The organism is Maribacter sp., assembly GCF_049667165.1.
Lineage (GTDB): Bacteria > Bacteroidota > Bacteroidia > Flavobacteriales > Flavobacteriaceae > Maribacter_A.
Genome location: NZ_JBATHS010000332.1, coordinates 1 through 21,646, shown reverse-complemented (window position 1 = coordinate 21,646; position 21,646 = coordinate 1). Strand labels below are relative to the sequence as shown.

Below are 21,646 nucleotides of genomic sequence, written 5' to 3'. Positions count from 1 at the left end.
ATAACGAAAGTTATGGGTTTTTTGTTTCCTGCAGCCTCCGAAGTTTACTTCGAAGAGGCGGAAGGAATCAAAGAATTTAACACGCGAAGCGGGTTATGGTTTCCATGCTTGCCCGGGATTTCCTTCTAGTATGCATGAAGTGAATCCCTCTTTCTCCGTTTGTACTTTACACTTTTTAGCAAACTCTTTAAAATGTCATGGAAAAGTCCAATTAATCGGTAATTTTACCAAAACCAAAGCCGATGAAAAAAGGATGAAATAGTCTACCTACTTTTAAAGTTATTATTTCAGTAGAATAGAGATCTCTTTTGACAAATAGGCTGTGAAACCTTTTGGCATGGTTGAATAGTACGATGTATAGCTTTGAATGAATTGAAGACTGACGTCAAATTCAAGGAAAGAACAGTGAACCATTTCAAATTAATAGCGAAATATATAGCTTGAATGAAAGAAACAAAAGAACGTGAGCGACTCAATGCGCATTACTCCAATCAAAAAGATTGGCTCAAATGGGGCCCCTATCTAAGTGAACGACAATGGGGTACTGTGCGAGAGGATTATAGCCCTAATGGAGACGCATGGAATTATTTTCCACACGATCACGCCAGAAGTAGAACGTATCGTTGGGGCGAAGATGGTATTGCAGGTATTTCCGATCGTTATTGTAACATCTGTTTTGGGGTAACCCTTTGGAACGGAAAAGATTCTATTTTAAAAGAACGTTTGTTCGGTCTTTCAGGACCTCGAGGCAACCATGGTGAAGATGTAAAGGAGCTTTACTACTATTTAGAGAACACCCCTTCCCATTCGTACATGAAACATCTGTACAAATATCCCCAGAACAAGTTTCCATATGCAAAACTGGTTGAGGAAAACAGAATAAGGGATAAAGACGAGCATGAATATGAACTGCTCGATACAGGAATTTTTGAAAATAATGAATACTTTGATGTCCTTACAGAATACGCCAAGGCGGATGGGGAAGACCTTTTGATAAAAATATCAATTAGCAACCGAGGACCGAAAGAGGCTCCCGTATATCTCTTACCTACTTTATGGATACGAAATTTCTGGAGCTACGGGGGTATGGACGAGAAACCGGTAATCAAAAAAGCAAAGGGAAAAGCGCGGTCTTTTGTTTCCATCAAGCATGCTTATGTCGGTGATTACCAGCTCTATTTTGAAAAGCCATCAAAACTTTTGTTTACCGAAAACGAAACGAATCGTGAAAAGATTTTCGATGACAAAAATGACCATCCATTTAAAAAAGACCTTTTCCATGATGCGGTTATAAAGAATGATTACTCGTTAGCGAAGAAGAAAGAAGAAGGAACCAAATTTGCACCGCTCTATAAATTGACACTTAAAGCAGGAGAGACACAGACCATTAAACTAAGATTGACCAAAGAAACACTCCGAAAACCCTTTGATAAAAATTTTGAAGCTGTTTTTTCGGATCGGAAAAAAGAATCACAGGAATTTTTGAATGGGATAACCCAAAAATCCACCAAAGAACAAAGAGAGATTCAAAAACAGGCCTTTGCCGGAATTCTTTGGTCAAAACAATACTACAATTATGATGTAGAGAAATGGTTAAAGGGCGATTCAATGGATATACTATCCCCTGAACGAATCTATGGGCGAAATAGTCATTGGAAAACCTTGCGTACCCATGATATTCTTTCCATGCCTGACACTTGGGAATATCCCTGGTTTGCTGCCTGGGATTCGGCCTTTCATTGTGTCACTTTGGCTATGATCGACCCCGATTTTGCCAAGCAGCAGCTACTGCTCTTTACCAAGGAATGGTATATGGCGCCAAATGGGCAGATTCCTGCCTACGAGTGGAATTTTAGCGATGTAAACCCGCCTGTTCAGGCTTGGGCAGCGATCCACATCTATCAAATTGAAGAGCGGAGCACAGGAAAAGGTGATCTTAAATTCCTGAAGCGAATGTTCAATAAATTGGCACTAAATTTTACATGGTGGGTCAACCGAGCGGATAGATTCAATAAAAATATTTTCGAAGGAGGATTTTTAGGTTTGGATAATATTGGGGTTTTTGATCGAAGTAGTGGCGTTCCTGGTGGTGGTATTTTAGAGCAAATCGATGGGACTTCATGGATGGCTTTATACTGTCTGAATATGTTGGAAATTGCCCTGGAAATTGCCATTAAAGATGATACTTTTGAGGATATGGCTATCAAATATTTTGGTCATTTTGTATTTATTGCAGAAGCGTTGAATAAACTAAGGGAAGGTGCTTTAGGTTCTTGGGATGAGAAGGAAGGTTTTTTCTATGACACGCTGGTACTGCCTGATGGAACATCCTTACCGATCAAAGTACGCTCTATTTCAGGATTGTTATCCTTGGCGGCCGTACTGAACATTAGAAAGGAAACTTTGGACAAATTGCCCCGTTTTCGTGGTAGTATGGAGTGGTTTCGAAAATACCGAAAGGAAAATGCCATGTATGAAGTCATGGAGGAATATTCCCCAAATAAGGACGTTCTACTTTCTCTGGTACCTAGAAAACGCATGACAGTTTTGATGAACACTATCTTAAGCGAGTCGGAGTTTTTGGGCAGCCATGGGATACGCTCTTTATCGAAGGTTCATGAAAAACCGTATACGATTCATATTGAGGGCACTAACTACGGTATTGAATATGAGCCCGCTGAATCCCAAACGGACCTTTTCGGTGGCAACTCTAATTGGCGAGGACCCATCTGGATGCCAATGAACTATCTTTTTATTGGTACTTTCAAGGAATATCACAATCACTTTGAGGAAGACCTTAAATTTCAATTTCCTTCAGGAAGCGGCAACTATTTGAATTTAAAGCAAATAGGATTCGAAATCAGCAAAAGGTTAATTGGTATGTTCGAAAAAGATAAAGATGGCAATCGACCTATTCATGCGTTGCATAAAGAAAAATATACCGATGAACATTTTAAAGAACATATTCTTTTTTACGAATATTTTGATGGAAATAATGGTCGAGGCGTTGGCGCATCACATCAAACGGGTTGGACGGCACTAGTAGCCAATCTGATTGAAGAAATAAACAGAGCCAAAAAATAAGATTCTAAGCCAATCGCTTATTTTTAAAATAGTCGAACACCCCTATAGTGACTGTGATCATTTCAGCCAAATGACGAAAGAACCATATTCATATTTCGGTTCAGATACCACATTTAAATTAGTGCCGTAAATGCCGACAATAAAGGTTAGTGGAATAAAATAAAAAATGGTCAAAACCTCCATTACATCGTTCAATGTACTGCTAATGGCCGTATTATAAATATTTAACTGGGTTTTTGTTTTACAAAGCCATTGAAGTTCTCTTCGAAATGGCAGAAGGAAACAAAAAGAAGAAGTTATAGCTTGCTAAAGGTTTCCATACTTGCCCAGGATTTCCTTTCGGGATGTACGAATAGCATCCCTCTTTCTCCGCTTAGGTCAAAGCTCGATTTCTGATTGGGAATAGGATTTGTTTTGGCTGACAAAATTTTTAGTCAAGTTCTATTGAAAGAAATTGTCTATTTTCTGACGTTATATCAAATTTTAATGAAAATCTTCTTTTTGTAGAACCAATAACAAATATACCATAAGAAGAAAAGCACAATACTACTTAAAACAATCATGGCATTCAATTCTCCCATCCAACCAAATAATACATTTGAAAATGGTAGTACAATCGTTCTGACCAAGTCCGCTCCACCCACATGGGCAAAAAGATATATAAATAATGGGTTCATCCCTACTACTGCGAAAAAAAGAACTCCTTTTAGGTATTTCTTTATATCTATCAACCAATAACATAAGGCAAGTGCAAGAACCGACCATCCGCCGCTTGCAAAAACGAAAGTACCCGTGGAAATACGTTTGATAATTGGTGTGAACGGGCTAAGCCCATACCCGATTATTAATCCTATGACTCCAGCAATAATCAGGGTTTGTAACTTTTTCTTATTAGACTGATCACTCATTAACAATCGACCGGCCAATACACCCCAAATTGTGTGGGCTGCTGTAGGAATGGCATTGAACATGGCCCAATGTCCACCATCTTCCTCTCCTGAAATAAGAATATTGAACCAAGCACCAAAATTTTTGCCTGGAATAAATGCTTGATTAAATCCTTCCAAGGGGAAAAATCTGTAAAGACCTTCCGTAATAAGAATCAACAAAACTGAAAAACCAATCTGGATTGCCGATGGTTTTTTCATTATCAGAAAAGCCAAAATATAGGAAATCGATAGTTGCGCCAGCACGTTTTGAAATCTAAACACAATTTTTCCCGGATCAATACAGTATAATGCCCAGCCTAGTACCAATAAAAGAAATGCTCTTTTTAAAGCATGCTTAAATACCTGATTATAGGAGTCACCTCGAGCAATTCTCTTATAAAATGATAAGGGCATGGCAACACCAACTATGAACATAAAAAAGGGCTGGATCAAATCCCAGAAATGCATCCCTACCCATTCAACATGATGAAACTGTTCGCCAATGGCATGCACTATGGACCCCTCAAGCTCGGAATCTACTATATATGTAAATAGATGTGAGAATTCCGCTATGAGCAAAAACATGGTTAAACCTCTGAAGAAATCAAGTGAAAGGAGGCGATTATTGGTTTGTTCCTTTGGTTTGGTCATATCATTTTGTTTTCAGTTTCAAAAATCTTATATAATGGTCAATCTTATAAGTAAACTCCCGAATCTTCTTATTCGGAAAACCGTGAATTCAATATGGTATACATCAAAAGAATGAAAAGATATGCATATTCCTCAATAATCGCGGGATGATTCGGCAGATAAAGGGGTAAATTAATTTTAGATATATCCACTTTCTTGAAATGCGTGTTAAATCCTTAAACAACGCTACTGATAGTTATATAATTTGGGTTTTTCTTTCCCTCAGTTGCTATTGTTAAACTACTTAAGAGCTTTTTAAAGCCCCAAAGGATTTAGTATATTTGATAGACAAAAACATAAGCCATGAAAACTATCCCATCCCACTTCAGGCCTATCATTTCCATAATCGCTGTATTGGTTTTTTTCCTTGGGAATGATGCAAAAGCACAAGATTTTATTACGGACTCCGAACTGGACCGAAAAGTAAAGTCCTTTTTAGATAATAATAAACGACAATGGCGAGATATGAATGTTCCAGCTTCGGACGGTCAGTTGCTTTACGACATTATCATAAAAAACGGATATACAAAAGGTCTTGAAATCGGTACCTCCACAGGGCATTCATCCATTTGGATGGCCTGGGCCTTTAGCAAGACAGGGGGCAAATTGATTACGATAGATATTGATGAAACGCGACATACGGAAGCCATTTCTAATTTTAAAGAAGCCGGTTTATCTAAATATATTGATGCCCGGCTCGCCGATGCCCACGAATTGGTAAAACAACTCGAAGGCCCTTTTGATTTTGTATTTAGTGACGCTGACAAAGGATGGTATATCAACTACTTTAAGGATGTATCCCCCAAATTGGTAAAGGGCGGTTGCTTTACAGCGCACAATGTTCGGCCCCTAGGCGGTAGGGACATGGGGGGAACGAGGGCGTATTTGGAATACGTTCGAAGTCTCTCCAATTATAATACCACTGTTGATAACTCCGGCGGGGGTTTGGCCATCAGCTATAAAAAATGAACCTGGCTTGAAACGCTGGAACTTTTTGGATGTATTGAAAAGGTTTGTTTGAATATTACACTTTCCCCGCTTAAAGCAAAGTCCGATTACCTTTACAAATGCTTCCGCATTCTTAGTTGAATGCCTTGACTCCATAGTAAAACAAGTTTGCAAATGTTATATTTTGTTTAATTTATATTATATATGGTTAAACATTATATATCTTTATCACATGCCACTTGTAAACCTTGTGGATTAATTCAAATAAGAAAAGATATGTTCGGACTATTCAATAAAAAATCAGAGAAGGAAAAACTACAAGCGCAGTATGGGAAACTTATGAAGGAAGCCCATAGCTTATCGACAACAAACAGGAAATTGAGCGATACCAAGATATTCGAGGCAGAGGAAATCATGAAAAAAATCGAAAGTTTAGCTTAAACCACGGCTTTCCTTAAAACCTATAATCCAATGATAATGCATTCAAAAGTATGGACAGAGAGGGAACTCGACCGCATCATTGAAATGGCCTGGGAAGACCGCACACCTTTTGAAGCCATACTTTTTCAGTTTGGATTACCCGAAAAAGAAGTTATCAAACTAATGAGAACCAACCTAAAGGAATCTAGCTTTAAGCGTTGGCGAAAACGGGTGAATAGCGGCGTTAGTCAAAAACATCTAAAAAAACGGAATCCCGATATAACCCGATTCAAATGCGCAAGACAAAAGGCCATAACCGGGAATAAAATAAGTAAACGATAAAGCCTGTGCTGTTTAAAGATGAAATACCCCTTTTTCCGACTTCGTATAGCGATATTTTGCAACGCATCAGGAATATTGACCCCATTAAGTACGGGGCAACGAGAAACTTTTTGAACGGGAAGGTTACTTATTTATCCCCCTACATTTCCAGGGGTGTCATTTCTACCCAGTACATCCTCTCTGAAGTTTTAAAGCGTGGATATCAGCCCCAAAATATTGAAAAATTCATCCAAGAATTGGCTTGGCGGGATTATTGGCAACAAATTTGGGTAGCCAAAGGCGATGCCATTGATTCTGATTTAAAACAGGCACAAGTACCTATTGTGAATCATGCCCTTCCGAATGCAATCAAAAGTGGCCTAACAGGCATTGAAGCCATTGATAAGGCCATTGCGGAATTTTACCAAACGGGATACTTGCACAACCATATGCGCATGTACATCGCTGCGCTCGCCTGTAATTTGGGACAAAGTCATTGGAGATTGCCCGCCCAATGGATGTACTACCATCTGTTGGATGGGGACTGGGCCAGCAATGCCCTGAGTTGGCAATGGGTCGCCGGCACCAATAGCAATAAAAAATATGTTGCCAATCAGGACAATATCAATACCTACTGCCATACCCAACAGCAGGGTACTTTTTTGGATGTTAGCTATGCCGAGCTGCAGGAAATGTCTATTCCGGAGGCACTCATTGATTTGGTCACCCCCAAATTAGTAACACCCCTACCCGAAAAAAGGGCTCTTGTCATTGATACAACGATACCCACGTGTATATATAATTTCTATAATCTTGACCCACTTTGGAAGAAACACACAAAAGCCAATAGAATTCTATTGCTGGAACCCTCCCATTTTAGGAAGTATCCTATTTCAAAAAAGAGTATTGATTTTATGCTTTCCCTCGCCGAAAATATATCGGATATCCAAATCCTTGTTGGGGAATTCCATGAGTTGGTAAACACGCATGGATTAAAAGATATTTATTACAAAGAACATCCACTAAATGAACATTATGAAGGGAACCAAGAGCCACGGGATTGGATGTTTACCGTAAAAGGGTATTATCCTTCGTTCTTCTCCTTTTGGAAAAAATGCAAAAAAGAACTCCAAAATCGAAAACAATAGCATATGTATGGCTGAATTCCTATGGATTTTGCGAACACGTTCCATTAATAACCTATAGGTATCCTTTTAAAAATGAAAAAACAACATCTACCTCTAAAAATATGTCCTGTTTGTCTTCGGCCATTTTCATGGCGAAAAAAATGGGAAAGAAACTGGGTGGATGTTAAATATTGCAGTGAACGTTGTAGAAAAAACAAATGAAAAGCATCCATCTTATTTTTCCGAACCAATTGTTTAAGGAATCGCCTCTTTTTGGCAAGAAAGAGCCTGTTTATCTAGTGGAAGAATATTTATTCTTTAAACAGTATCCCTTCCATAAACAAAAAATAGCATTCCATAGGGCAAGTATGAAAAAATATGAGGAATTCATAAAGTCTTTGGACCATGAGGTACATTATATAGACGCCACCCAGGAAATCTCCGACATCAGAAATCTTGTCCCTGAGCTAAAAGACAGTGGTGTTACCCATATCAATTATATCGACCCCAATGATAATTGGCTTGAAAAGCGAATTGAAAAAGGCTGTAAAGAACAAGGTATATCGACCACGGTATTTGAATCGCCCCTATTCCTCAATACTAAGGAAGCACTTGCGGTTTATTTTAATACGGAAAAGAAAAAGTACCATCAAACTACCTTTTACACGAATGAGCGAAAAAAACGTAAGCTACTTTTAGAATCCGATGGCTCGCCCAAAGGAGGAAAATGGACCTTTGACACCGAAAACAGAAAGAAGTATCCAAAGAAAAAAACGCCCCCGTCAATACAATTTCCCGATGTGGATGCGTATTATGATGAAGCTAAAAGGTATGTGAAGCAAAATTTCCCAAACCATTTAGGCAGTCTTACCCAACAACAATTATATCCTACCGATTTTGAAACTACCAAAGCTTGGTTATTGCAATTTTTTGAACATCGTTTTATGGAGTTTGGAACCTATGAGGATGCCATAGTTGCCGAAAATTCCATTCTCCACCACAGTGTTCTCACCCCGATGTTGAACGTGGGATTGATTACCCCAAAGGAAATCGTTGATGCTTGTCTTAAGTACGCCGAAGAAAAAGATGTTCCCCTCAATTCCATAGAAGGATTCATTCGACAGATTATCGGGTGGCGGGAGTTTATGGGAGGTATGTACCGATTTCATGGCTCCTTTGAACGCACCCGTAATTATTGGGGGTTCACAAAGAAGATTCCGCCCTCGTTCTACGATGGCACAACAGGTATTTACCCCATTGACCATACCATTAAAAAAGTTCTGGAAACCGGATATTGCCATCATATAGAACGACTTATGGTTTTAGGCAACTTCATGATGCTCTGTGAGTTTGATCCCGATGAAGTGTACCGGTGGTTTATGGAACTATTTATCGATGCTTATGATTGGGTGATGGTGCCCAATATTTATGGTATGAGCCAGTTTGCAGATGGAGGTTTATTCGCTACCAAACCGTATATCAGTGGTAGCAATTACCTGGTTAAAATGAGCAACTACCCCAAAGGGGAATGGCAGGCTGTATGGGATGGGCTCTTTTGGCGGTTTATGGATGCACATCGGGACTTTTTTACCCAAAATCCAAGGCTGGGGATGTTGGTCTCAGTGTTCGACAGAATGTCAGAAGAAAAAAAAGGAAGCCACCTGAAAAATGGGGAAGACTATCTAGCAAGGATACCCATTTAATTCAAGAATTGCATATGGGTTTTTGTAAGGAGATGATATAAGCTCATTAAAAACAATACTGTCCATAAAAAAGTACGCAGCCAATTTTTATATACCAATGACCTCAATAGCTTTTCACTGACAACACCTTTGGAAATGTTGGTATGCATGGGTACAAATTGCAAAAACGTCGAAATCCAGACCAAGACAATGAAAATAAGGCTCACTACTGTATATATGGATGGTGTGAAGAACACTTGACCGAGTGAAATACCGAGTTGGCCAATCATTAAAGGAGCTACAATAAACCCTATACGCAACGTGTATTTCCGATGCCAAACAATCAGGTTATCCGCATTGTAGTATTGAAAACCAGGATATATAATCCGTTGTACGACCCATATCAGAACCAATAATCCGAAATCCAGTATGATTCGAAGGATATCAATGGACATCACAAATACTTGGTTATCTTAGTACTTAGAGGTTTTGTGATTGAAAAATAGTAATCGATGAGATTGCCATTTTCATCAATCAGGTATTTTTGAAAATTCCATTTTACACTTGAACTTTTCTTCCCGTTCAGGTCTTTGGAAGTAAGCCATTTGTATAAAGGATGTTGATCGCTTCCTTTTACTTTGATTTTTTCAGTCATTAAGAAGGTAACACCATAATTCCGTTCGCAAAAAGATTGGATTTGTTGGGAATCCCCAGGTTCTTGTTGTCCAAATTGATTGCAGGGCACTCCTATCACAACCAAAATATCGGAATAAGCATCACTCAATTTTTGTAAATCCTTGTATTGATTGGTAAATCCGCATTCAGAAGCCACGTTGACAAACAACATTTTCTTTCCTCTAAATTGGGATAGTTCAATCGGCTCCCCTTGTAAACTGTATATAGGGATATCATAAATAGTGGTCATACTTTTTGTAGGATTTTTTTTCGAACCTGTTTTTGCTTCTTTGGCAGTCTTCATAAATTGCTATTCGTTTAAATAATTCTGTAACTCCGCTATCTTACTCGATTTCAAAAACACCCCACTATAATAGGAGGTCACTGTAGCGGAAGTGTCATCCTTAATTCCCCGTGAAGATACACATAAGTGCTTCGCATCGATAATAACAGCAACATCCTCGGTTTGCAGGATAGCTTTTAAATCCATGGCTATTTGGTTGGTCAACCGTTCCTGTACCTGTGGTCTTTTGGCATAGTATTGTACGATTCTATTAAGTTTGGAAAGGCCTATGACTTTACCCGAAGAAATATAAGCGATGTGTGCCTTTCCGATTATCGGAACAAAATGATGCTCACAATTGGAATAAAAAGTGATGTTCTTTTCAACCAACATTTGATTGTATTGATACTTGTTATCAAATAAGGCCACCTTGGGTTTGTTGGCCGGGTTGAGTCCCGAAAATATTTCATCGATATACATTTTAGCCACTCTTTTGGGTGTTCCCCGAAGCGAATCGTCGGTGAGATCTAACCCCATCACATCCATAATTTGGGCAAATAAACCTTCTATTTTTTCCTTCTTTTGTTCGTCTGAAATCGCAAAGGCGTTTTCTTTCATTGGCGTCTCCAATCCCGTGTAAATATGGTCATCTCCGATTTCATCATGGGAAAACCCATTCAGCCCGTTTTCTTTAATAAGGGTATTCAACATAGTTTCTTGGTGTTTCATATAGTTTTATTTTCAGTTCCAGATTAGCGTTCAATTCCGATTTAAGCAGGTTAAAAATGATTACGGCAATATTCTCTGCCGTAGGATTCAAATCCCTAAATTCCACAGTATCCAAGTTTAGGTTCTTATGATCAAAGCGATCCAGTACTTTTGCCTTTATGATATCGGATAATACTTTCATATCCATTACATATCCAGTTTCCGGATCAATATCACCAATAACCTTCACTTCCAACTCGTAGTTGTGCCCGTGAAAATTAGGGTTGTTGCATTTTCCAAAAACCTCCTTGTTCTTTGCATCACTCCAATTCTTATTATGAAGTCTGTGGGCGGAATTAAAATGCTCACAACGTACTACTGCGGTTTTATTCATTGTATGCGAATAATTAATAATGGATACACTTTAGGAAGTAAAGATATTCTTAATTATGTTTAACTTTTAAAATTATTTGTTAAACATTAATTAAAACATGTAACTTTGCCCTTCAAGGTAAATTGAATCGTACGTAACGAAATGGAAAAGAAGGATTATAAAATTCACGTCATCGGAGCTGGGGTAAGTGGACTTATCGCTGCAAAAGTGCTTGAAGACCATGGATATCATCCTATAATTATTGAAGCGACCGACAGGGCCGGTGGCAGGGTTAAATCGGACATTATAGCGGGTTATACCTTAGACCATGGATTTCAAGTGTTGTTGACCGCTTACCCAGCAGCCAAAAAATATCTTGATTTGGAAGCGCTTGAGCTACAAAAATTCATGCCTGGTGCGGCGATCTTCGATTCTGGCAAGCAAAGGATCATAGGTGATGCCCTGCGGGATATATCATTGCTTATCCCGACCCTTTTCTCCGGAATTGGAAATTTCAGCGATAAGCTCAAGGTTCTAAAACTCAACAATAGACTGAAACGAAAATCAATTTCAGCCCTATTTATGGAAAAGGAACAAACAACCCTCTCTTATTTAAGGGAATTTGGTTTTTCGAACCAGATGATCGATCAATTTTTTAAACCTTTTTTCTCGGGTATTTTTCTCGAACCTGACCTGAATACCTCAAGTAGAATGTTCCAATTTGTCTATAAGATGTTCGGAGCGGGTTATGCAGCATTGCCCAAATCAGGTATAGAGGCCATTCCCAAACAACTGGCACAAAATCTTAAAAAGACCACTTTCAGATACAACACCTCGGTTTCTCGCGTCAGGAATAAAGAAATAGTATTAGAAAATGGTGAAATCGTGGAAACCGATTATACGATTGTGGCTACAGAGGCTTCTAACTTAATTGAGAATTTAAGCAATCAACCCCTAGAATGGAATTCCTGTGAAACCCTATACTTTGAGACAAAAACAAGGGTTGTTTCAAAACCTTTTATAGGGCTCGTAGCCAACAACACGGCATTGATCAACAATTTATTCTACCACACAAGTCTAAAAAATAATGGAAACCCTGAACATGAATTGCTCTCAGTGACTGTTGTGAAGAACCACAACTTATCCCCTGAAGCCCTTATTGCCAAGGTTGAGGAAGAGTTGAAACAGCACTGCAATATTAAGGTACATACGTTTATAAAAAAGTACACCATTGCAAAAGCTTTGCCTAAACTAAGTAGTTTGCACTATGAATTGTCACCTTCGGAAACACGGCTGACTTCCCATATTTTTCTTGCCGGGGATATACAACTGAATGGTTCTCTAAACGCAGCCATGATTTCCGGTGAAAGAGCGGCGTTGGGTCTAATTCAAGTGATCAGTGGTGATTCTTATGCATAAACCGATACTTGGTCTTCTTTATGTCACCTGTTCATATAAGATTTTACCTATAATTTCTAATAAGTGGCATTATAGCAGTGAGAATCGTACTTGAGTTTAAGCAACGGACCTTCCCTTCAAACGAACCTCGATTTTTTTCTTTTTTGCTGTTAGGCGTTTCATAAGGTCCATAAGTTCCGCATCCTTGTTTTGCTTGTAAATTTCGTTTATGGCCAATATAAGTCGTTTGGCTTCCCTAGAAGCCACTACCCTATCACTTGTAGACATGTTACTCATCTTTGCATTCTCAAAATCCAGAGCTTCCTTTAAAATGTCCATTTCCAATCGTTTAGAATTTTAAAGCTCTAATATAATTATTGGGTTGGTTTTTCACAATAGAAAAACATTGATTATACCTATTTCATTATAAAACAAAGGCATAGTTTTAGGGTTGGAAGGCGCTATTTCCCAGTTTTCATTGCGTGGTATTGCGCATACCTTGTTGTTTGCATTCAATTACTTTTCCAAGGATACGGAAAGTTATCGGTGCCAGTAGAACTGTGAATAGTGTATGGCATACCATGCAATTTCATTAAATTGCCTTATGGAAAAAGCGCTGATCAGCATTTTGATTCCCTTTAAAAATACCGAAGCATTTTTGGTGGAGTGTCTTGACTCCATCGTGCATCAAGGGTATCAAAACTGGGAAGTGTGGGCCGTTGATGATGCCTCTACCGATGCAAGCTACAGAATCGTTTCGCAATATGCCAAGAATGATCTAAGGTTCAAGGTATTGAAAAACCCAGGCAAGGGAATCATCGAAGCCTTGCGAACTGCCTATGAACATTGCATTGGCGATTTGATCACCAGAATGGATTCCGATGACATCATGGCCCCGAATAAATTGGGCACCATGGTAAGGCTATTGCTCGAAAATGGCAAAAGCCATGTCGCTGTAGGGCAAGTCAAATACTTTTCCCATCGCGGTATCAGCAATGGTTATGCACGGTATGAGGCCTGGTTGAACGAACTCACCATGCATGGGAGCAATTACTCGGAAATTTATAAGGAATGCGCTATCCCCTCCCCTTGTTGGATGGTTTATAAAGAGGATCTTCAACGATGCGGGGCTTTTGAACCCAATCGTTATCCCGAAGACTATGATCTGACCTTCCGATTTTATGAAAACGGCTTAACCTGCATACCTTGTAATACGGTTTTGCACTATTGGCGCGATTATGACACCCGAACTTCCAGAACCAGTGAACACTACGCCGCGAATTATTTTTTGGATATAAAGTTGCATTATTTTCTAAAGCTTGATCATGACCCACAAAGGCCCTTAGTCATCTGGGGCGCCGGAAGTAAGGGAAAAACCATTGCAAAAAAACTCTTGGAGAAGGAAATCGATTTTAAATGGATCTGTGATAACCCCAAGAAAATCAACAAGGATATCTACGGAAAAACACTGGAACACTATCGTATTTTAGACAATCTTCAGACTGCCCAAAATATTATAACCGTTGCGAATGAAACCGAACAGGAATACATCAGCCGCTTTTTTGCCACCAGACATAAAATTCCCATGAAGGATTATTTTTTCTTTTGTTGAATTTTAATATCATTAAGTATCCCCAATTTATGAATACTTCATATATTTGTTAAATCAAAATTGGGAATGCAGTTTAAATATCCAGAATTTCTTTGGGCTTTATTTCTACTCCTGATTCCTATATTCATTCATCTTTTCCAACTTCGAAGATTCAAGAAAACACCTTTCACCAATGTAAAATTGTTGAAAAAAGTGGTTATTGAATCCCGCAAGAGCAATACCCTAAAAAAATGGCTTCTATTATTGACCCGACTACTTCTGTATACGGTTTTGATTTTAGCCTTTGCACAACCTTTTCTTGCCAATAAAAAGGCATTGTCCGCAAAGGAAACGGTGATCTATCTAGATAATTCATTCAGTATGATGGCCAGGCAGCTCGATGTACCCCTCTTGAACAATGCCGTTCAGGATTTATTGAAATCGATTCCCGAAGACCAATATTTCAGTCTTTTCACCAATACCGAAGAATACCGGGATATTCGGGTTGTTGATATACAGAATGAGCTTTTGAATTTGCCTCCGACACCCCTACAATTGAACCTGGAGGAAATTCAATTAAAAGCGGGTACCTTGTTTTCGAAACGCACCAATGTAATCAAAAACCTGATCGTGGTTTCAGACTTTCAAAATCGCTTTGCGTTAGAACACAATACCATCGACAGCACCATTCAAAAGCATTATGTGAAGTTATCGGGCACCGATGTGGAAAACGTATCCATTGATAGTTGTTATATCGGAAAAATGGGTGCTGAAAACATGGATGTCAATATTGTGTTATCCGCCCCCCCTACTACCCAAAGAACCCCGATATCTTTTTATAACGGTGGAAAGTTGATTGCCAAGACTGCTGCGATTTTCGATCGTGGTAAAAGCGAAGTGCCTTTTACACTCTCGATTTCAGAAGTGGTCAACGGAAAACTTGCGATTACCGATAAAGGCCTGCCTTACGACAACCACCTTTATTTCAATATTGATGAAAAAGAAAAACCAAAGGTTTTGGTGATTGGGGATGCCCCTTCGGAGTATTTGAAAAAAATCTATACCGATGACGAATTCATTTTTACTTCCTTTTCGTTGAAAAACCTGAATTATAGGGATTTGGAGGGTCAAAATCTAATTCTACTGAATGAGTTGGAAAACCTACCAAACTCCCTGATCTCCAGTATTGCTTCCTATGTTACCAAGGGGGGGGATATTGTCATAATCCCTTCCATTGATGCCGAAATAAGTTCGTACAATCAATTGCTTACGCAATTGTCATTAGGTTCGATTGTCGAAAAAAAAGGGTCGGAAAACTTGATCACCGACATAGCCTTCTCGCATCCACTCTATGATCAGGTATTCGAAAAGACGATCCGTAATTTTCAATTCCCAAAAGTGAACGAATACCTTACATTAAAATCAAATGCCCCTGCCATTTTATCCTTTCAAAATGGGGATGCCTTTTTGATCGGCGACAAGGGTAGGTACTTCTACACCGCAGCTTTGGGAAGGGAGCATTCGAATTTCCAACAATCCCCTTTGATAGTTCCAACATTCCTCAAAATGGGGACCAATAGTCTTAAACATGCCGAACTGTATTACCTGCTGAAGGGTCCAAATTTTTTGGATTTACCCTTTACACTGGCTAAGGACGCTATTTTAAAGGTTGGCAAAGGGAATCAGGAATTTATACCCTTACAACAATCGCATGCCAATAAGGTTTCCCTCACTTTTGATGAAAACCCGACGGAAGATGGTATTTATACCATTTCTGAAAAAGGAACGGCCTTAAAAAATATCAGTTTCAATTATCCCAGGTCGGAAAGTGCACTGGTATACACTGATTTGAATTCCTTGGATGCGTCGAGCAGACAGAATTCGATCAGCTCACTTTTTTCAGCGTTGGAAAACGATAATCGCATAACGGAGCTTTGGAAATGGTTTGTTATTTTAGCACTGCTTTTTCTTATGATCGAAGTGCTTCTTATAAAATTTTTAAAATGATCAATTTGTATCCTTATTTGATGTACTTATAAGGATCTATATAAAAAATAGAAAAATCAAGTGGAAATGAACATACTCCTAAAATCAGCCAAAATCATAGATGCACTGAACAAGGACCTGCACTTAAAAAAAAGGGATATTTTAATAAAGAACGGTAAGATTGATACCATCGCAACCAAGATCGATGCGCCAAAGGGCACAAAGACAGTAGCACTGAAAAATCTTCATGTCTCCATGGGTTGGTTCGATAGTAGTGTGAGTTTCGGAGAACCTGGTTATGAAGAGCGGGAAACCATCTCCAATGGGCTCAAGACCGCAGCGCTAAGCGGCTTCACTGATGTTGTTCTGAATGCCAATGCACATCCCATAGCAGATAGTAGCTCCGATATCGTTTTCCTCAAAAATGCCGCTGCGGGCTTTGCCACCAACCTATACCCATTAGGCTGCATGACCATGGGTGCCGAAGGCCATGACCTCGCGGAATTATATGATATGCGCAATGCGGGTGCTGTAGGATTTTACGATTTTAAAGCCCCGATAACCAATTCCAACCTTTTGAAAATCGCCCTTCAATATGTGCAAAATTTTGATGGCCTTCTCTATTCACAACCCTTGGATGTTCACATTGCGGGCAAAGGATCGATGCATGAAGGAACAACATCGACCAAGTTAGGTTTGAAGGGCATTCCTGCTTTGGCTGAAGAAATCCAAATTGTCCGCGATTTATTTATATTGGAATATACCGGAGGTAAGTTGCACATCCCCACCATTTCCACGGCCAATGCCGTGAAACTCATTGCCGACGCCAAGAAAAAAGGCTTGGATGTAAGTTGCAGCGTGGCAATCCATAATCTATATTTTACAGATGCCCTTCTTGAAGAATTCGATTCGGCGTATAAGGTTTATCCCCCATTGCGTACAATTAAAGACACCAAAGCCTTGATCAAGGGCCTAAATGATGGTGTTATCGACTTTGTAACCACCGACCATATTCCTTTGAATATTGAATTAAAGGCTGTTGAATTTGAAAATGCGACTTATGGCACTATCGGGCTTGAAAGTGCCTTTGGCCTGTTGCATAAGATTTTCGGTCTAGAAAAGTGTATTGCGTTGTTGACCCAAGGTAAAGAACGTTATAAAATTGAAAAAAACATGTTGATTGAAGGCAACAAAGCCTGCCTGACACTTTTTGACCCAAGCGCGGAATATGTATTCGAACTGGAAAAGATCCATTCTACCTCAAAAAATAGTATGGCCATAGGGGAAACATTAAAGGGAAAAGTCTATGGTATTTATAATAACGATCAATTGGTTTTAGGATCATAATTGCAAAGATGCGTATATCACAAAAATCCCCAAATTCATGAATACCGTCCCAGAAGGAAAAACAACGGCCATAGTAGCTTACTTGACCATCATTGGTGCTTTAATCGCCATTACCATGAATATGGAACCTAAGCATGAATTTGCCCGTTTTCATATACGTCAGGCCTTTGGTCTACATCTTATGTTTCACGGTTTTGCCCTTTTTTCCAGTGTATGGTTCAATGAATTTGCCCTATATGGACTATACCTTTGTTATTTTATTCTTTGGATCTATGGTTTTGTCGGGGCTTTGAGCGATAAAAAACAATTGGTGCCTGCAATAGGATCCTATTTTCAAAAATGGTTTACATTTATTTCTTAACATGACTACAGCACAACTTTCTATGGTCCATTTGATTAAACCTTCTACCTTACAGAAAGGGAAGCCTCCTGTTTTGTTCATGTTTCATGGGTATGGCAGTAATGAGGAAGATTTGTTTTCTTTTGCACCGGAACTACCCGAAGAACTTTGTATCATTTCGGTTCGGGCCCCTTACAAGCTCGAACCCTACGGTCATGCCTGGTATGCCATAAACTTCGATGCCGAAAAAGGGAAATGGAGCGATGACACGCAAGCCATAGGGTCAAGGGATTCCATAGTGACCTTTATCGATGAGGCCTGTACGGCTTATGGCTTGGATTCGGACCGCATATCGCTCTTAGGGTTTAGTCAAGGAACGATACTTAGTTATGCCGTCGCGCTTACCTATCCGGAAAAAATCAGGAATGTGATTGCCCTCAGTGGATATATCAATGAAAATATTATTGGAGGGAATCCCTTGAAAAAGGATTTTACAAAGCTTAAGATCTATGCATCACATGGGCAGCTAGACCAGGTCATTCCCCCACAATGGGCCCAAAAAATTCCCAGTATCCTTACCGGATTGGGAATCGCACATATCTATGAGGAATTTCCAGTAGGCCATGGCGTGGCCCCTCAGAATTTTTATTCGTTCAAAAATTGGTTACAGGATAAATTTTAATTACTGCGGGTATATAGCAGGTGGTCGACCAACGTGAAATCGACCCCCAAATCATCTTTCAACTCATATTTGATCAATATTTCACCCCAGTATTTTCCATCGGAAAAATCGGCTATAATCCATTTATGGTTCAAGATCTTGATCTTGTTCAATTTAAAATCATTGTCCATACCCTCGTATGGTATTAACGGATTGTCCCCTTTTGATTCATTGGTTTCCAATAACTTATCGGAAATGTAGCGATTGGGATCCTTTAGTTCCAAATGATCGTAATACGCCAAGGCATCATCATTGTTCTCCAATGAAAAGTACTGCATATCCAATGCCTTTACCTGGGAGTTTTGAAGGGAATCCTTCAAATTGTCGACCGTTTGTTCCAAGCTCTCGATCTTTGCATGGTTCACTTTTTGCATATTGCTGTTACTTACGACCATATATAAACAGATCAGGGCCGTAAATAGAAAAAGGTATAAAAACAATTTATTTCTCATGGCATTATAACTATACGGTTATTTGGAGATTATCGAAGGCCAAATGTACATCTTTTGGTAATTTCTTTTCCACTTCCTCATGGAATCCCAATAAATGGCTTATATGGGTCAAATAACTCTTTTTAGGCTTAACCTTCTCAATAAAGGCCAAGGCTTCACTCAAATTAAAATGGGAATGGTGAGGCTCTTCCCTTAGGGCATTGATCACTAGGATCTCGGTTCCTTTTATTTTTTTGATTTCTGCTTCATCCACGGTCTTAACGTCTGTCATATAGGTAAAATCCTTGATCCTGTATCCAAAGACCTGCAATCTGTTGTGCTGTGCATTAATGGGTGTCACCAATTCCCCCCCTATTTTAAATGGAAAATCATTCTCAACGAGATGTATCGCAACGGCGGGTGCCCCGGGATACCGGTTGTTATCGGCAAAGATGTAATCGAAACGGATTTTGAGTGAATCCACTACCCTTTTGTGGGCATAAATGGGGATATCTCCCTGTCTAAAGAAAAAAGGCCTGATATCATCTATACCGGCCGTATGGTCCGCATGTTCATGGGTGAACAAAATACCATCGAGTTTGGAAACATGATGGGTCAACATTTGTTGCCTAAAATCAGGGCCACAATCAATGACATAATTATAATTATCCCAAGATATAAGTACCGATACACGAAGGCGTTTGTCTTTTGGGTCCTTGCTGAGGCATACCGGATGCGAACTCCCGATAACAGGGACTCCCTGTGACGTGCCTGTACCCAAAAATGTAATTTTCAACGCCTCATTGGTTTATTTCAAATTTATAACATATTTATTTAATTGCTTACCCATTCTTATTAACTTTACCGCAAACAAAATCAATAATATGTCTTCAGTTCTAAAAAGGGACACAGCATTTGAGAATATTCCTTCTATCAAGGCCAAAACCTTGAGAATAAACTTAAACCCTGATATTTATGGAACTTTTGCAGAAATTGGAGCAGGTCAGGAAACGGCTCGGCATTTCTTTAGGGCCGGTGGTGCATCAGGAACCATTGCCAAGGCCATGAGTGCATATGATAAGGAATTCAGTGATGCGATATACGGGGTTGAGGCCGACGGAAGATATGTATCCCAGCCAAGACTGAAGACCATGTTAGCCCACGAAATGCGCCTTATGGAAGAGCGTATAACTAGGGATAAGCATCCCGATAGGTTATTCTTTTCATATGCCAATACGGTGGCCACCATAGATTTTTCAAAAAGATATAAAGGACATGGCTGGCTAGGGATCCGATATCAATTGGAGCCTGATCAAAAAGAATTCGATGAAATTGTGCTTCACGTCCGTTTTAAACAAAATGAGGCTCGTTTGCAGCAAGAAACTTTGGGTATCGTAGGTGTCAACCTCATCTATGGGGCTTTTTACAAATACCATAAACCGCGTAAACTTTTAAAGTACCTCTACGATCATATCGACAAGGATACCATTGAATTGGACATGGTCAATTTCTCGGGGCCTAATTTCAAGGGGGTTGACAACCGGTTGATGAGTCTGCAGTTAATTCGAAACGGAATGACCGATGCCGTAATGTTCGGCCCCGACGGCAACAACCTATTGCCAGCGGCGATACTTTATAAAAAGAATATCTTGGCCTTAAGGGGAAGTTTTAGACCCGTTACCAAGGTAAATATGGACATGCTTCAAAAATCGCATGATATCTTCATTCGGGATAGAGCCGTGGATCCGAATAAGACCATTGTCATTTTTGAAATAACCTTGTCGAATCTTAAGGCTTCGGGAGAAATTGATGAACAGGATTTCATGGATCGGGCCGAATTGCTCTGCTCTATGGGGCATACCGTAATGATTTCCAATTTTCAGGAGTATTATAAACTGGTGGAGTACTTTAACAATTATACCAAAGCGAAAATTGGTCTTACCATGGGTGTTAATAACCTGGTGGATATTTTTGACGAAAAGTATTACCGCCATTTGAGTGGAGGTATTTTGGAAGCCTTTGGAAAGCTGTTCTTCAAAGAGCTTCAGGTATATCTCTATCCCATGAAGAATTTAGAGACTGGCCAAATCATGACCAGTAACAACGTCAAGGTACACCCCAGAATGAAGGAACTTTATAAATTCTTCAAGTATAATGGCAAGGTGATGGACATTATTGACTATGACCCTGAGATCATGGATATTTTCTCTAGGGATGTGTTCAAGAAAATCGTCAATAATGAAAAAGGCTGGGAAGAGTCCCTACCTGAAGGTATCGCTGAGATCATCAAAGAGAAAAAGCTTTTTTCCCATGTAAGCTCCTAGGAGGGGAAAATAGCTTGAACAGTTTAAAGAATGTCAAACGTCTGACCAAATGGAAGGACGTTTTTTAATTGCGCAAAACCGGTATAATCCTAGGTGAGAAGTTGGGATGCGTGATCTTTGGTCTTCACCTTATCGATTACTTTGGTTACAACACCTTCCCCATTGATTACAAATGACATTCGATGTATTCCATCATACGTTCTGCCCATGAATTTTTTGGGACCCCAAACACCAAAGGTATTGATAACGGTGTGGTCCTCATCGGCCA

The 21,646-nt window shown here is 39.4% G+C and carries 23 protein-coding genes and 1 pseudogene; 14 read left to right on the top strand and 10 right to left on the bottom strand.

Annotated features, from left to right (window positions below; translation table 11 throughout):
- The first annotated feature begins 444 nt into the window (after window positions 1–444).
- Entirely contained in the window at window positions 445–3,084 is a 2,640-nt protein-coding gene (locus WBM98_RS15445) for an MGH1-like glycoside hydrolase domain-containing protein (RefSeq protein WP_424366921.1), read from the top strand.
- Window positions 3,085–3,141: 57 nt separating this feature from the next.
- Here the strand turns inward: WBM98_RS15445 and WBM98_RS15440 are convergent, their stop codons facing one another.
- Window positions 3,142–3,306 (bottom strand): CorA family divalent cation transporter, encoded by a 165-nt coding sequence (locus WBM98_RS15440; protein WP_424366922.1) that lies wholly within the window; start codon window positions 3,304–3,306, stop codon window positions 3,142–3,144.
- A gap of 254 nt (window positions 3,307–3,560) precedes the next feature.
- Complete coding sequence (locus WBM98_RS15435) at window positions 3,561–4,664, bottom strand: acyltransferase family protein (RefSeq protein ID WP_424366920.1); 1,104 nt, start codon at window positions 4,662–4,664, stop codon at window positions 3,561–3,563.
- Between the two features lie 342 nt (window positions 4,665–5,006).
- Between WBM98_RS15435 and WBM98_RS15430 the strand changes: the two genes are divergently transcribed.
- From WBM98_RS15430 to WBM98_RS15405, 6 genes are all read left to right on the top strand, one after another.
- Window positions 5,007–5,672, top strand: a complete 666-nt coding sequence (locus WBM98_RS15430; protein ID WP_424366919.1) for an O-methyltransferase — start codon at window positions 5,007–5,009, stop codon at window positions 5,670–5,672.
- Between the two features lie 255 nt (window positions 5,673–5,927).
- Window positions 5,928–6,092 (top strand): Lacal_2735 family protein, encoded by a 165-nt coding sequence (locus tag WBM98_RS15425; protein WP_424366918.1) that lies wholly within the window; start codon window positions 5,928–5,930, stop codon window positions 6,090–6,092.
- A gap of 36 nt (window positions 6,093–6,128) precedes the next feature.
- Window positions 6,129–6,413 carry a TIGR03643 family protein gene (locus WBM98_RS15420; RefSeq protein WP_424366917.1) on the top strand — a complete coding sequence of 95 codons (285 nt, stop codon included), beginning with the start codon at window positions 6,129–6,131 and terminating at the stop codon, window positions 6,411–6,413.
- A gap of 5 nt (window positions 6,414–6,418) precedes the next feature.
- The gene (locus WBM98_RS15415; protein ID WP_424366916.1) at window positions 6,419–7,540 is read left to right on the top strand and encodes an FAD-binding domain-containing protein; all 1,122 of its coding nucleotides are present in this window, start codon (window positions 6,419–6,421) and stop codon (window positions 7,538–7,540) included.
- A gap of 72 nt (window positions 7,541–7,612) precedes the next feature.
- The gene (locus WBM98_RS15410) at window positions 7,613–7,741 is read left to right on the top strand and encodes a DUF2256 domain-containing protein (RefSeq protein WP_424366915.1); all 129 of its coding nucleotides are present in this window, start codon (window positions 7,613–7,615) and stop codon (window positions 7,739–7,741) included.
- Entirely contained in the window at window positions 7,738–9,222 is a 1,485-nt protein-coding gene (locus WBM98_RS15405) for a cryptochrome/photolyase family protein (RefSeq protein WP_424366914.1), read from the top strand. Before WBM98_RS15410 ends, WBM98_RS15405 begins: the two co-directional genes overlap by 4 nt.
- Here the strand turns inward: WBM98_RS15405 and WBM98_RS15400 are convergent.
- Genes WBM98_RS15400 through WBM98_RS15385 form a run of 4 tightly spaced genes read right to left on the bottom strand, consistent with a single transcriptional unit; the run spans window position 9,219 to window position 11,261 of the window.
- Complete coding sequence (locus tag WBM98_RS15400) at window positions 9,219–9,656, bottom strand: hypothetical protein (RefSeq protein ID WP_424366913.1); 438 nt, start codon at window positions 9,654–9,656, stop codon at window positions 9,219–9,221. The genes WBM98_RS15405 and WBM98_RS15400 overlap by 4 nt on opposite strands.
- On the bottom strand, window positions 9,656–10,180 hold the full coding sequence (locus WBM98_RS15395) for a glutathione peroxidase (protein ID WP_424366912.1): 525 nt from the start codon (window positions 10,178–10,180) through the stop codon (window positions 9,656–9,658). The genes WBM98_RS15400 and WBM98_RS15395 overlap by 1 nt, the downstream gene beginning before the upstream one ends.
- Window positions 10,181–10,186: 6 nt before the next feature.
- Entirely contained in the window at window positions 10,187–10,888 is a 702-nt protein-coding gene (folE, locus tag WBM98_RS15390) for a GTP cyclohydrolase I FolE (RefSeq protein WP_424366911.1), read from the bottom strand.
- Window positions 10,851–11,261 carry a 6-pyruvoyl trahydropterin synthase family protein gene (locus tag WBM98_RS15385; protein ID WP_424366910.1) on the bottom strand — a complete coding sequence of 137 codons (411 nt, stop codon included), beginning with the start codon at window positions 11,259–11,261 and terminating at the stop codon, window positions 10,851–10,853. Before WBM98_RS15385 ends, folE begins: the two co-directional genes overlap by 38 nt.
- Before the next feature lie 141 nt (window positions 11,262–11,402).
- Between WBM98_RS15385 and WBM98_RS15380 the strand changes: the two genes are divergently transcribed.
- Window positions 11,403–12,659, top strand: a complete 1,257-nt coding sequence (locus WBM98_RS15380) for an NAD(P)/FAD-dependent oxidoreductase (RefSeq protein WP_424366909.1) — start codon at window positions 11,403–11,405, stop codon at window positions 12,657–12,659.
- Window positions 12,660–12,755: 96 nt separating this feature from the next.
- Here WBM98_RS15380 and WBM98_RS15375 read toward each other — a convergent pair whose 3' ends face one another.
- Window positions 12,756–12,977 (bottom strand): hypothetical protein, encoded by a 222-nt coding sequence (locus tag WBM98_RS15375; protein WP_424366908.1) that lies wholly within the window; start codon window positions 12,975–12,977, stop codon window positions 12,756–12,758.
- A 265-nt stretch (window positions 12,978–13,242) separates the two neighbouring features.
- Between WBM98_RS15375 and WBM98_RS15370 the strand changes: the two genes are divergently transcribed.
- From WBM98_RS15370 to WBM98_RS15350, 5 genes are all read left to right on the top strand, one after another.
- The gene (locus WBM98_RS15370; protein ID WP_424366907.1) at window positions 13,243–14,250 is read left to right on the top strand and encodes a glycosyltransferase family 2 protein; all 1,008 of its coding nucleotides are present in this window, start codon (window positions 13,243–13,245) and stop codon (window positions 14,248–14,250) included.
- Between the two features lie 66 nt (window positions 14,251–14,316).
- Window positions 14,317–16,236, top strand: a complete 1,920-nt coding sequence (locus tag WBM98_RS15365) for a BatA domain-containing protein (RefSeq protein WP_424366906.1) — start codon at window positions 14,317–14,319, stop codon at window positions 16,234–16,236.
- 66 nt (window positions 16,237–16,302) lie between these two features.
- Complete coding sequence (locus tag WBM98_RS15360) at window positions 16,303–17,562, top strand: dihydroorotase (RefSeq protein ID WP_424366905.1); 1,260 nt, start codon at window positions 16,303–16,305, stop codon at window positions 17,560–17,562.
- Window positions 17,563–17,599: 37 nt separating this feature from the next.
- Window positions 17,600–17,923, top strand: a complete 324-nt coding sequence (locus WBM98_RS15355) for a hypothetical protein (RefSeq protein ID WP_424366904.1) — start codon at window positions 17,600–17,602, stop codon at window positions 17,921–17,923.
- Between the two features lies 1 nt (window position 17,924).
- Complete coding sequence (locus WBM98_RS15350) at window positions 17,925–18,584, top strand: alpha/beta hydrolase (protein ID WP_424366903.1); 660 nt, start codon at window positions 17,925–17,927, stop codon at window positions 18,582–18,584.
- On the opposite strand, the gene WBM98_RS15345 is transcribed toward WBM98_RS15350, so the two are convergent.
- Together WBM98_RS15345 and WBM98_RS15340 are read right to left on the bottom strand one after the other, a co-directional pair.
- Window positions 18,581–19,075 (bottom strand): hydrolase, encoded by a 495-nt coding sequence (locus WBM98_RS15345; RefSeq protein ID WP_424366902.1) that lies wholly within the window; start codon window positions 19,073–19,075, stop codon window positions 18,581–18,583. The genes WBM98_RS15350 and WBM98_RS15345 overlap by 4 nt on opposite strands.
- 10 nt (window positions 19,076–19,085) lie before the next feature.
- The gene (locus tag WBM98_RS15340) at window positions 19,086–19,850 is read right to left on the bottom strand and encodes an MBL fold metallo-hydrolase (RefSeq protein ID WP_424366901.1); all 765 of its coding nucleotides are present in this window, start codon (window positions 19,848–19,850) and stop codon (window positions 19,086–19,088) included.
- Between the two features lie 88 nt (window positions 19,851–19,938).
- Between WBM98_RS15340 and WBM98_RS15335 the strand changes: the two genes are divergently transcribed.
- Window positions 19,939–21,378, top strand: coding sequence for a TonB-dependent receptor (locus WBM98_RS15335; RefSeq protein WP_424366900.1), 1,440 nt, complete (start codon window positions 19,939–19,941; stop codon window positions 21,376–21,378).
- A gap of 89 nt (window positions 21,379–21,467) precedes the next feature.
- Here WBM98_RS15335 and WBM98_RS15330 read toward each other — a convergent pair.
- Window positions 21,468–21,646, bottom strand: a pseudogene (locus WBM98_RS15330) (peroxiredoxin); the annotation flags it as partial.